Raw genomic sequence first — 11,391 nt, 5'->3', positions numbered from 1 at the left:
AACACAGTAGTTAAGCTCGTAAACGCCGAAAGTACTTGGCTGGAAACGGCCTGGGAGGATAGGAAGTCGCTGATAAATAAAGAAAGAGCACCCAAAAGGGTGCTCTTTTTATTTTCTCATTCAATATATTATTTTGGTCTGGCCGTTTCCAGCCAACATGACTCAAGTAATATCTATGGAAGAATACCATAGGCCTGGGATCCCCAGTGAACCACTTTCATAGGAGCATAGCGACGCATGAAAGTGTGTGAATCGGGGAGTTCCTGGCGTAAGATTTTGAAGCCCGAAGGGCGCACAAAATCCACAGTCAGGAACACATAGGAAGTTGCAAATGATGATGTACGAGGAGAGCCGTTTCCAGCCAGATTAATCGAGTATTAACTAAGGTATATCTGATAAGGCCTGGGATAAGTAGGGCTCATGATTTAAAGGAGCAAAGCGACGCATAAATCATAGAGCATCGCTTAGTTCCTGGCGTAAGATTTTGAAGCCCAAAGGGCGCACAAAATCCACAGCCAGGAACACATAGGAAGTTGTTAATGATAGAGCTATATTTATTAAGCCGTTTCCAGCCAGATTCGAAAAGTAATATCTATAGTATAAATGCTTAGCCCTAGAATCCCTAGTAAAGCAGAACTATTTTTTGTACTCGTAGTTATTACCTAATTATGATATAATTTGATCGGTTTTATATTGTAGATATATAATGAGGGATCATATGAAGAATTTTAATATATTCAAGGATCAATTAGAGCAAATGATGGATACTGATTATCGTGTATTTGTTGAAGTATTAATTAGCATTGAAACCGGTCTTAATAATTATAATGCACTTAGATTACGATATGACTCATTTATAGATGATGATTGTATTACGCTTATACATCAACATATTTATGATAATTAATATATATTAGAATTATTACTACACAAATTAGTTTTTGGTTCTATTCTTTTTATATGAATGTAAAATTCCAAATCTTGACATACATATTTATATATGATCTACTTAAGGTATCAATTAATATATCTTAAGGAGAGTTTTCTATACAAATTGGAACAGGATGTAAACAAGTTAAAGAAATATTTCCGATTGGGGATGGACCAACGTATATAGTTCCGAATTATCAAAGACCGTATACTTGGGAAGAATCAAATATTAGTGATTTTTTAAATGATATAAATGTAGAGAAGGAAGGCTATTATATTGGTAATGTTTTATTTATAGATAAAGTAGATCCAATAGATACATCAATTAAATGGCAAGAAGTTGTAGATGGTCAGCACGGATTAACATCTATTGCTTTAATTTTTATGGCTATTTTCAAAATCTAGAACAGATACTTTAGATAATTTCACATCAAAACTAATGCCTCGAGTACTCTATAAATTGACTATAGAACATATATTACCAGATGGAAGACTGAATGAAGATTGGATTCAGTCTTTAGGTAATGGCGATCAGCTCAAAGCAGAAGATATTCAAGAAACATATAAAAATAAATTAGGTAATTTAACATTGACCCCATATAATTCGGAAATGAGCAATTCTTCTTTTATTGTAAAACGTGACTATAATCCTAGTGGAAGTGAGTTTGAGGGATTAAGAAGTGGCTTATTTTTTAAATGAATCTATAGTTGATAGTGATAAAGGAGAAGATATAGGTAGCAAGGAAAAATGGACAGCAGTAGATATAAATAGAAGAACAAATATATTATCTGATCTCATTATTAAATTATATGCATTTTAAATTTATCTAGGGATTATAACTTTGCTTTGTATTTTAATAAGAAAGGATATATCATGGCCCTACAGGAATTAGACATCCTCGACAAAGAAACGACTGATACTAAAGAATTAACTCAATCTAAATCCATTTCAACACATAAGCATATGACTTTAGTTCAGGTATATTTTGTGGCAAAAGATGATGTGTTTTTATACTTATGTGAAGATATAATTCTTCATGAGGGAGATCATGTCTATGTTTCTGGTAAAATGAAGGATACGTTAGGTATAGTTGTAGATGTACGTCATCAATTTAAAGTAAGACCTTCAAAATATGAACGAGTCATTGCTAAGATCGATACCCAATTACAAGGGGAATTTAAAATCTTCAATCGACTGTTATTGAGCTTTGACCGTAAAAGTTTAGGTAAAGAAAAAATCAGTCAATGGTTTTTTCCTCCCCAAGGTGAAGAACCATATATTTCTACATATAGACCGGATCCATTTCCACTAGATGATCTAACTCAGTTTCCTATAGAGCATGCTCGAGTAGAGAGAGGATTACAATATTATAAAGAACAACGAGTTGTATATATGTGTATCGATGATAGATATGGATATGCCATTATACGTGGATCAGAGTACTATGAGGTAGAATTTGAATATAATAATGGAATCATTGAAGATATCTCATGTAGTTGTTATTGTGATGGACATTGTAAACATGAATTTGCAGTTTTATTAGAACTACAGTATATGCTACAAATAGTAGAAAAAGAATTTAAAAACGAATACAGTAAAAACAGATATTTAGCGACGATTGATAAAGATGTGTTGTGGCAGATGAGTGTACGATGGACTAATAAAGGAACTATTATTTTTCATAATCAAATAGAACCTATTATCGTAAATTAAGGAGGACCCATGCAAGAACATAAACTTTCATCGGAGATGAAATTCGATGGTAAATTAATTAAAGTAACGTACGATATTGCTGAGGTTAATGGCAAGGAATCGTGGCGTGAGGTGGTACATCATCCAGGGGCAAGTGCAGTGGTAGCTATTGATGAGGAAAATCGTATCATTATGGAAAAACAATTCCGATATGCCTTAAACGATTATTTATTAGAAATCCCTGCAGGTAAATTAGACAAAGGAGAAGATCCATTAGTGTGTGCTAAGCGAGAACTAGAAGAAGAAACTGGAATTATCGCTTCAGAATGGATTAGTTTAGGTACTATCGCTACGTCTCCTGGATTTTGCAATGAAGTGATCCATTTATTTGTAGCAAAAGGACTTTCAAAAGGGGAAATCCATTGGGATGAAGATGAATATGTGGAAGTAGAGCGCTATACCTTTGATGAATTGTTACAACGCATTCAGGAAGAAAAGATTAAGGATAGCAAAACCTTATCTGCGTTGTTATTAGCTATGCCGTATTTGAAATAGTGAAAGAATGCCTAGGAGTCCAATTTCCTAGGCATAGCTTGTTTACGAGCGTTTACAAGAGAGGAGGTCTCTATGTTTAAACGAATTATAACTATTGTTACAGATAGTGTAGGAATTGGCCACAGTCCAGATGCAGAACGTTTTGGAGATACGGGTGCCAATACGTTGGGGCATATTGAAGAAATGGTAGGTCCTTTACAGATTCCAAATCTACGAAAATTGGGCATTGGTAAGATTGCAGATATTACACCGCAACAAGATACAGTAGTGGGCGCCTTTGGTCGCATGCATGAACAGAGTACAGGGAAAGATACGACCAGTGGTCATTGGGAGATGATGGGGCATCCTGTGAACGTTCCTTTCCCTACGTTTTATGATGGGTTTCCACAGGAGTTAATGGATACTTTCACGAAGGAAACTGGCTATGGATTTTTAGGTAATGAAGCTGCATCGGGGACGGAGATCATTGAACGCCTTGGGAAAGAGCATATGAGAACGGGCAAACCTATTGTGTATACCTCTGCTGATTCGGTGTTTCAAATTGCTGCTCATGAAAGCATCATACCGTTAGAGGACCTATATAAGATGTGCCAAGTTACACGGGAACGTGTGTGTATTGGGGACTATTACGTAGGGCGTATCATTGCTCGTCCATTTGTGGGAGAACCAGGTCATTTTGTGCGAACCTCAAATCGTCATGATTATAGTCGGTTGCCAGAAGGGCGATTTGTGTTGCAAGCTTTACAAGATGCGAAAGTGCCCACAATTGGTGTGGGAAAGATTGGGGATATATATGCTCATATCGGTTTGGATCAATCCTATCCAACGAAATCTAATTCCCATGGTATGAACCTAGTGGCTGCCTTGTTGGGGCATAGTGCGGACGGCACACATGGTACAAATGGTACATATGATGCACATGGTATATGTAGTCCACGTAATATGCATAATACATCTGATACTACATCGGAAGGTAGTTTTACTCATGGCTATATGATGGTGAACTTAGTGGAGTTCGACAGTTTGTATGGACATCGTCGTGATGTACAAGGTTATGGTCGTGAGCTAGAAATGTTTGACTACCAGTTGGGAGGACTGCTAGAACTATTGACGAAAGATGATTTGCTACTTATTACGGCAGACCATGGTAACGATCCGACTTGGAAGGGTACGGACCATACACGGGAACTCGTGCCAATTTTGGCGTATTCACCAACTTTCACAGGACCCATTGATCTAGGGGATAGACGTAGCTTTGCAGATATTGGACAAACTATATTGGAAAACTTTGGGGTTAAAGAATCATTTGCGGGGGAAAGTTTTTTACAATTATTAGCAAAATAAAGGAGAGGCTTACTTTTTATACAGTTAGGCTTATACTGAGCCCTGTGTTTTATCGGTGTAAGAATAGAGTAAAATAATAAAGCTAAACATAGCAAAAGAGGCTATCAGTACTGAAGAAATTTCTTCCTGACTGATAGCCTCTTTTTTGAGTACATGTACCTTCAAAATCTTACGCGCGTGTAATTTTATCAGAACGAAGGCAGCGTGTGCAAACGTTAACTCGTTTAGTTTCGCCGTCTACAATTGCTCGTACTCTTTGGATGTTTGGTTTCCAAGTTCGTTTGGAACGGATATGGGAATGAGAAACATTCATACCCGTAGTAGTGGATTTACCACATACTTCGCAAAGGTTTGCCATTTGTTTCCACCTCCAAAGTGTTTACTACTAATATAACATATGTATTTTATCATAAAAGGGCATAGCAATGCAAGTGCGTTTCTTCCTTTTAGATAAGATTATACTAGCTTATTAACTATATACTAAAATAGTAAACACTGTCAAATTTTATTAAAATATGACTTGTGTTTAATTTAAACAAGATGTATAATTTAATCATAGAAGGACACTTTGTTATATAACCTAACTCACGTAACTCTTTTACAAAGTGCCCTTCTTTTTTTGCGCCTATTTTTAGGTAGAGTTCATATTGTATTGTCTCTCTATGGTATAATATAAAGCATCAAGTAGCAGTTACGTATGATAGTGTGTCATAGGATAGATACACATATAGATGCATACCATACCATACGTAGGTACAGTAAGGCTGATTATGACAGAGTATTAGCGAGTGTTTACAGTATGGCGATTCTTATGTATTAAGCAACTAATACAAATTAGTCATGTAGCATGCTTTCAGAGTGGATAGAGTAGAGGGTACTTTTAGAAAAAAGGAAAGAGTACAGATAGAATATGAACGAACAATTGCAATCTATAAAGAGTGTGGGACCGCAACGAGTGAAACAATTGAATAAATTAGGAATCTATACGGTAACAGGTTTGTTGCATTATTTTCCACGTACTTTTGAAGATAGACGGCAAGTGTATACGATCTGTGAAGCTCCTATAGGAGAGATGATAGGTGTGACAGGGCAGGTAGTAAGGGTCAGTGAAAAACGCCCAAGACCACGTATGCATATTTTAACGGTTACTCTATCTGATGGAATACGTCAATTAAACTTGACATTTTTTAACCAAGCCTATAAGAAAAACTTTTATAAACTAGGTCAACAAATATATGCCTATGGGAAGATAGAACATACTTATGGTGCGTACCAAATGAATACACCACAAGTGGAAATGATAGAAGAAGGACAAGTCATAGACCGTGGTATTGTACCGGTCTACGGTTTGACGGAAGGTATGAAACAGTGGGGGATTCGCGTAGCCATTAAAAATTGGTTTGACCATAATGGCACTTTAGAAGACGTGGTCCCTCAAGATGTGATGGGAGACAAGTTTACCATGAGCCGTTATGATGCCTTTCGAGAAATGCATTTTCCTACATCGTGGGAACGCTACCAAGAGGCACGTGCACAATTAGCCTATGAAGAACTATGGATTATGCAAATGGGATTGTTACTTCTAAGAGCTCACGAGCAAGGTCAAGGAGGCTTTCATATGACAAAGAATGGATCTTTGGTGGAACGAGTTAGGCAAGGCTTACCATTTACTTTGACAGGGGATCAAGAAAAAGCATTAGGGGAAATTGCTAAGGATATGGAGCAGCCTCAAGCTATGCAGCGGTTAGTACAAGGTGATGTAGGTTCTGGTAAAACGGTAGTAGCTGCTTTGGCGTTAGCTAAAGCAGTAGAAAATGGATTTCAAGGGGCGATTATGGCGCCGACGGAAATTTTAGCCACACAACATTTTGAAAGCTTTCAGGCACTCTTTCAAGATGCTCCGATACGAATGGCATTGTTGACTGGTTCAACGAAAAAAAAGCAAGATCTCTATGAAGCCTTAGAACGAGGAGACATCGATGTCTTAGTAGGTACCCATGCATTGATTCAAGATAGGGTTATATTTCATCAATTAGGTTTGATTGTAGTGGATGAACAACATCGATTTGGTGTAGAGCAGCGGGCGAAACTACAACGAAAAGGAGACCATCCTCATGTGCTAATCATGACGGCAACCCCTATACCACGGACTATGACCTTATCCATTTATGGAGATTTAGAAGTTTCTTTGATTAAGGAAATGCCTCCTGGTCGTAAACCAGTGAAGACCTACGCTGTGGATTCGTCCTATAAAGAGCGATTGTTACATTTTTTTGAAAAGGAAATGCAAGCGGGTCGTCAGGTCTATGCCGTGTGCCCATTAGTAGAAGAGTCTGAAAAAATGGATTTGCAAGCTGCGGAACAGATTGCTTATGAATATAAAGAATATTTTGAGCCACACTATCGTGTAGGTTTGGTGCATGGTCGCATGCGTCCAAAGGAAAAAGAAGAAATTATGGATGCGTTCTATCGTCGAGAGATTCATTTGTTAGTATCGACTACGGTGATTGAAGTAGGCGTGAATGTGCCGAATGCGACGATTATGTGTATCCATAATGCAGAACGTTTTGGTTTATCCCAGTTGCATCAATTGCGTGGTCGTGTAGGTCGTGGATCGGCACAGGCCTATTGTATTCTGATTAGTGATAGTAAAAACCCTGATAGCAAAACTCGACTTTCACTGATGGAACAAACGCAAGACGGATTTGAACTAGCAGAACAAGACTTGCTCATCCGTGGTACAGGGGAATTATTTGGCTTGGCTCAGTCAGGTCTGCCAGATTTGAAAGTTGCGAACATTATCAAAGATATACCTATTCTTGTGGAAGCTAGAGAAGATGCTAAAATGTATTTACAATCCCACGGATTTGATGAAGTACAATCGACTTTGCGTCACCAAATGGAAGCACGTTTTGGACCACAGTATATGCGTATTTTATATAATTAATCTTACCTACTACATGTTGTTTAGTAAGGGTCATCTATGATACAATAAGGTGAGATTTTATCTGTAGCATGGTGCTATAGATATCTAGTGATGAGGGAGGAAAGACTCATGCCTATTATTCATGTAGAACTTGTTGAAGGTCGTACTTTTGAACAAAAGAAAGCTCTTGGCGAAGCGATTACAAAAGCAACTGTAGAAACTGTAAAAGTACCGGCAGAAGCGGTAAAAGTAATTTTCGTGGACATGAAAGCTGATAACTATATGGAAGCTGGCGTTATGCGCTGCGAAAAGAAATAATTAGGAAAATTACCTACCAGAAGGATAGGTCTATGATAGGGTGTAGTCTCTTTCATATGTCCTGTCCTTCTTGTTTACATACTAGAGTAGATGAGGTGAATGGTGCAGAATCAAATACATGTGCTATCCGTCCCAATTGATGCGGTAACGATGACGGAAGCCGTAGATAGAGTGCTTTCATTAGTGGGACAGCCAAAATTACATATGGTGGCAACGGCCAATGCAGAAATGATTATGATGGCACAGGATGATCAAAGATTGTTAGAGGTTCTGCAACAAGCGGATCTCGTTGTACCGGATGGAGCAGGTGCTTTATGGGCAGCTGAGCAACAGGGACAGCGTTTTCCAGAACGAGTAACAGGTTGTGACCTATTGCAACACTTATTGAAGGCAGCTAAAGCACATAATATAAAGATATACTGCTTAGGTGGAGCTGAGGGAGTTGTCAAAAAAGCCTTAGAAAATATGACAGCAGAACTTGGAGAATTGCCGGTAGTGGGATATCATTCTGGATATTTCACAGCGGAGGAAGAAGTAGACATTCTTGATGAGATTCAACGTAGAGGGGCTCAATTAGTGTTTGTTGCCTTTGGGGTGCCGAAACAAGAGTTTTGGATTCAAGAAAAATTAGCCCATTTAGATGGTGTAGTCGCCATGGGAGTGGGTGGTTCTTTCGATGTATTAGCGGGCATGTTGAAACGAGCTCCTGTATGGATGCAAGAAAACCGCTTAGAGTGGTTATATCGATTGGCATTGCAACCGAAACGTATCATTCGTATGTTAGCATTGCCTAAATTTATGTGGACTGTATGGCGCCATAAACATTGATACAGTATAGTTGTATCTTGTTGGAGCTATCACTAGTTAAGAGAGGTTTAATATGGGTTTGATTGTTAAAGAAGGATACCCTTTAATCGGTGCTTGTCTTGTTGTGACAGCACTGGTAGGCTACTTTCTATCATGGTGGTTAGGAATTATACCATTTGTACTGGCATTATTCTTTACTTATTTTTTCAGAAATCCTAATCGCCGTATTCCTCATGATCCAATGGTGTTAGTATCACCTGCGGATGGGAAAGTGATGGAAGTAGTAGAAGTGTTTGAGGACACATATTTACATCAACAATGTAAAAAAGTAACGATTTTTTTATCTGTTTTTGATGTCCATGTGAATCGGGCTCCAATGGCAGGTGAAATTACGTTTCGACAATATACAGAAGGTCGTTTCTTACCTGCCTATAAAGATTCAGTAGGATATGAAAATGAACGTCATACAATTAGCATTAAAAATGACAAGATGGAAATTGTGGTGACACAGATTGCGGGCTTGTTGGCTAGACGTATCGTGTCTTGGACAGATGTAGGAGATACCTTGGAGCAAGGTACCTTGTATGGTATGATTAAATTCGGTTCTTGCACAGAGCTATTTGTTCCATTAGACGTAGAGATTTGCGTCACAAAAGGGCAACATGTAGTTGGTGGAGAAACGATTATTGGGAGGGTGAAAGATGAATAAGTCTATATTTCCCAATCTTTGCACAGCAGCAAATTTAGCCTTCGGTGTGATAGGCATTAGTTTATCTGCTACAGGTAATTTTACTTGGGCAGCCATATGTGTGCTTTTGTCCTTATTAGCCGATGGTTTAGATGGACGTATTGCTCGTGCTTTGGGTGTTTCTGGAGATTTTGGCCGTGAATTAGATTCTTTAGCCGATGTAGTTGGCTTTGGCGTATCTCCAGCTTTTATGCTGTATATGATGAGCTTGGATCACTATGGTTGGTTAGGCTATGTGCCATTGTTGGTATTCTCTGTATTAGGGGCTTTCAGATTGGCACGATTTAATATTATGACGGAAGAAGTGCACGGTTACTTCCAAGGGTTACCGATTCCTGCAGCAGGTTGTATGGCAGCTACCTATGTGTTAAGTGGTGTTCGTATTCCTGATGTGGCATTGATGTTGGCTATGATTATCGTAGGTTACTTGATGGTTAGCAATGTGCATCATCCAGATTTCAAAGGGAAAGGTAGCGATCCAGTGCAACCCATTGCCGTAGGTATTACCGTAGGCTGCGGCGTATTTTGCTTATTAATGGATTATCGCTCCTGGCCGGTATTGATTTTTGTATTATATGCTGTATATGGTATTAGTAATACTATCATCAACAACATTCGTAAATAGGAAGGAACTAGGATGAATTACGTTTGGTTTGACCTAATTATGATTCCCATACAGGTAATTATCGTATTTTATACCTTGTATTACTTTGTGTTGATGGTCTGTGGCATGTGGCATAAAAGTGATAAAACAGAATGTCCGCCGAAACATTCCTTTGCTATTATTGTCTGTGCCCATAATGAAAGTGCCGTGATAGGTCAATTGGTGAATAATCTACAGGTCTTAGATTATCCTCGCCACTTATATGATATCTTTGTGGTGGCAGATAATTGTAAAGATGACACTGCCAAGATTGCCCGTGAAGCTGGTGCTGAAGTGTATGAACGTTTTAACACAGAAGAAGTGGGTAAAGGATATGCCATGGGCTGGATGTTTGACAAAGTATTCGCCATGGAACGCAAGTATGATGCATTCGTAATTTTTGATGCGGATAATCTAGTGCATCCTCATTTCCTCTATGAAATGAATCGTCATTTGGAAAAAGGGGAGCCAGTGATTCAAGGGTATTTGAATGCGAAGAATCCAACCGATACATGGGTAGCGGGTACCTTTGCCATTGCCTTTTGGATGGTCAATCATATGTGGCACTTGGCTAAATATAACTTGGGACTTTCCACAGCCTTGGGTGGTACAGGTATGTGTATTCGTACAGATATTATCCGCGACTATGGTTGGTCATGTAATAGCTTGACGGAAGATATGGAATTTTCCTTGAAACTGTTAATCCATGGCGTGAAAACAACATGGGCGCATAATGCTATCGTCTATGATGAAAAGCCATTGACCTTTATGCAGTCTTGGAATCAGCGGAAACGTTGGGCGCAAGGGCATTTTGACACAGGAGAACGGTATATTCCGAAACTTTTTGTACAAGGTATTAAGAAAGGAAAATGGACGATTCTAGATGGGATTGTGCAGATTACACAGCCCTATTTCTTGCTATTGTCAGCCTTTTATATTATTATGACCTATATCAATGGTATTGTACCGTTGTATACGAATATTATTTACCAAATTTTGCCAGTACAAGTATGGCAGATTATTGGTATTGGACAATATTTATTTCCACTTATTGTGTTAGCACAAATTAAAGTGCCACCAAAAGTTTGGATCTATTATCTATTGTATCCACTATTCATCTATTCTTGGGTACCCGTTACCTTCTTAGGATATTTGAATCGCCACGATAAAGTATGGTCTCATACACAACATACTCGTGGGGTAGAACTAGGGGAAGTGAAATTAACCCGTATGGGTGATACCAGTCGAAAAACCAAAGAATAAGATATGATAAGAGCAACAGGATGTGAAAATTCTGTTGCTTTTTTTTGTAATGAGAAAGTGCTTACTATTCTTAAAATTTACTCTACGCAGTGCCCATTCTCTATGCTATAATGTATATTACGTATCAAATGATGTACTATATAACATTTCATGTAGAAGGGAAG

The 11,391-nt window shown here is 38.3% G+C and carries 14 protein-coding genes; 13 read left to right on the top strand and 1 reads right to left on the bottom strand.

Annotated features, from left to right (window positions below; all coding sequences use genetic code 11):
• From EO114_RS07935 to EO114_RS06780, 7 genes are all read left to right on the top strand, one after another.
• A partial coding sequence (locus EO114_RS07935; protein WP_206168672.1) for a hypothetical protein occupies positions 1–192 on the top strand: 192 nt, incomplete at its 5' end.
• Between the two features lie 526 nt (positions 193–718).
• On the top strand, positions 719–907 hold the full coding sequence (locus EO114_RS06805; RefSeq protein ID WP_127062291.1) for a hypothetical protein: 189 nt from the start codon (positions 719–721) through the stop codon (positions 905–907).
• A gap of 140 nt (positions 908–1,047) precedes the next feature.
• Complete coding sequence (locus tag EO114_RS08075; RefSeq protein ID WP_127062300.1) at positions 1,048–1,335, top strand: DUF262 domain-containing protein; 288 nt, start codon at positions 1,048–1,050, stop codon at positions 1,333–1,335.
• A gap of 34 nt (positions 1,336–1,369) precedes the next feature.
• Complete coding sequence (locus EO114_RS06795; protein WP_127062289.1) at positions 1,370–1,630, top strand: HNH endonuclease family protein; 261 nt, start codon at positions 1,370–1,372, stop codon at positions 1,628–1,630.
• A 174-nt stretch (positions 1,631–1,804) separates the two neighbouring features.
• Positions 1,805–2,644 (top strand): SWIM zinc finger domain-containing protein, encoded by an 840-nt coding sequence (locus tag EO114_RS06790; protein WP_127062287.1) that lies wholly within the window; start codon positions 1,805–1,807, stop codon positions 2,642–2,644.
• 9 nt (positions 2,645–2,653) lie between these two features.
• Positions 2,654–3,178, top strand: a complete 525-nt coding sequence (locus EO114_RS06785; RefSeq protein WP_127062285.1) for an NUDIX hydrolase — start codon at positions 2,654–2,656, stop codon at positions 3,176–3,178.
• A gap of 72 nt (positions 3,179–3,250) precedes the next feature.
• A complete protein-coding gene (locus tag EO114_RS06780) occupies positions 3,251–4,522 on the top strand; it encodes a phosphopentomutase (RefSeq protein WP_127062283.1) in 1,272 nt (423 codons plus the stop codon).
• Positions 4,523–4,691: 169 nt separating this feature from the next.
• On the opposite strand, the gene rpmB is transcribed toward EO114_RS06780, so the two are convergent.
• A complete protein-coding gene (rpmB, locus tag EO114_RS06775; protein ID WP_038144954.1) occupies positions 4,692–4,880 on the bottom strand; it encodes a 50S ribosomal protein L28 in 189 nt (62 codons plus the stop codon).
• A 552-nt stretch (positions 4,881–5,432) separates the two neighbouring features.
• Here rpmB and recG point away from each other — a divergent pair.
• The 6 genes from recG to EO114_RS06745 all read left to right on the top strand — a co-directional run bounded on the left by recG (position 5,433) and on the right by EO114_RS06745 (position 11,227).
• Positions 5,433–7,469 (top strand): ATP-dependent DNA helicase RecG, encoded by a 2,037-nt coding sequence (recG, locus tag EO114_RS06770; RefSeq protein WP_127062281.1) that lies wholly within the window; start codon positions 5,433–5,435, stop codon positions 7,467–7,469.
• 108 nt (positions 7,470–7,577) lie between these two features.
• Positions 7,578–7,766, top strand: coding sequence for a 4-oxalocrotonate tautomerase (locus EO114_RS06765; RefSeq protein ID WP_009353866.1), 189 nt, complete (start codon positions 7,578–7,580; stop codon positions 7,764–7,766).
• Positions 7,767–7,868: 102 nt separating this feature from the next.
• Positions 7,869–8,594: a WecB/TagA/CpsF family glycosyltransferase gene (locus EO114_RS06760; RefSeq protein ID WP_127062298.1), complete on the top strand. Its 726-nt coding sequence runs from the start codon at positions 7,869–7,871 to the stop codon at positions 8,592–8,594.
• A gap of 52 nt (positions 8,595–8,646) precedes the next feature.
• Positions 8,647–9,282, top strand: coding sequence for a phosphatidylserine decarboxylase family protein (locus EO114_RS06755; RefSeq protein ID WP_062402326.1), 636 nt, complete (start codon positions 8,647–8,649; stop codon positions 9,280–9,282).
• Positions 9,275–9,946, top strand: a complete 672-nt coding sequence (gene pssA / locus EO114_RS06750) for a CDP-diacylglycerol--serine O-phosphatidyltransferase (RefSeq protein WP_127062279.1) — start codon at positions 9,275–9,277, stop codon at positions 9,944–9,946. Before EO114_RS06755 ends, pssA begins: the two co-directional genes overlap by 8 nt.
• 12 nt (positions 9,947–9,958) lie before the next feature.
• On the top strand, positions 9,959–11,227 hold the full coding sequence (locus EO114_RS06745; protein WP_009353839.1) for a glycosyltransferase family 2 protein: 1,269 nt from the start codon (positions 9,959–9,961) through the stop codon (positions 11,225–11,227).
• Positions 11,228–11,391: the final 164 nt, after the last annotated feature.

Origin of the sequence: Veillonella sp. 3627, assembly GCF_003992195.1 — a bacterium.
In the GTDB taxonomy this organism is placed as follows: Bacteria; Bacillota; Negativicutes; order Veillonellales; family Veillonellaceae; genus F0422.
Note: the sequence above shows the minus strand (reverse complement) of the source record. Positions and strands in the feature narration are given on the sequence as shown.

Excerpts from the sequence above, each read along its gene's own strand:
- EO114_RS06785 (WP_127062285.1), top strand. The coding sequence starts at position 2,654 with ATGCAAGAACATAAACTTTCATCGGAGATGAAATTCGATGGTAAATTA.
- EO114_RS06805 (WP_127062291.1), top strand. The coding sequence starts at position 719 with ATGAAGAATTTTAATATATTCAAGGATCAATTAGAGCAAATGATGGAT.
- EO114_RS06780 (WP_127062283.1), top strand. The coding sequence starts at position 3,251 with ATGTTTAAACGAATTATAACTATTGTTACAGATAGTGTAGGAATTGGC.
- rpmB (WP_038144954.1), bottom strand. The coding sequence starts at position 4,880 with ATGGCAAACCTTTGCGAAGTATGTGGTAAATCCACTACTACGGGTATG.
- pssA (WP_127062279.1), top strand. The coding sequence starts at position 9,275 with ATGAATAAGTCTATATTTCCCAATCTTTGCACAGCAGCAAATTTAGCC.
- EO114_RS06795 (WP_127062289.1), top strand. The coding sequence starts at position 1,370 with ATGCCTCGAGTACTCTATAAATTGACTATAGAACATATATTACCAGAT.
- EO114_RS06765 (WP_009353866.1), top strand. The coding sequence starts at position 7,578 with ATGCCTATTATTCATGTAGAACTTGTTGAAGGTCGTACTTTTGAACAA.
- recG (WP_127062281.1), top strand. The coding sequence starts at position 5,433 with ATGAACGAACAATTGCAATCTATAAAGAGTGTGGGACCGCAACGAGTG.
- EO114_RS06790 (WP_127062287.1), top strand. The coding sequence starts at position 1,805 with ATGGCCCTACAGGAATTAGACATCCTCGACAAAGAAACGACTGATACT.
- EO114_RS06745 (WP_009353839.1), top strand. The coding sequence starts at position 9,959 with ATGAATTACGTTTGGTTTGACCTAATTATGATTCCCATACAGGTAATT.
- EO114_RS06755 (WP_062402326.1), top strand. The coding sequence starts at position 8,647 with ATGGGTTTGATTGTTAAAGAAGGATACCCTTTAATCGGTGCTTGTCTT.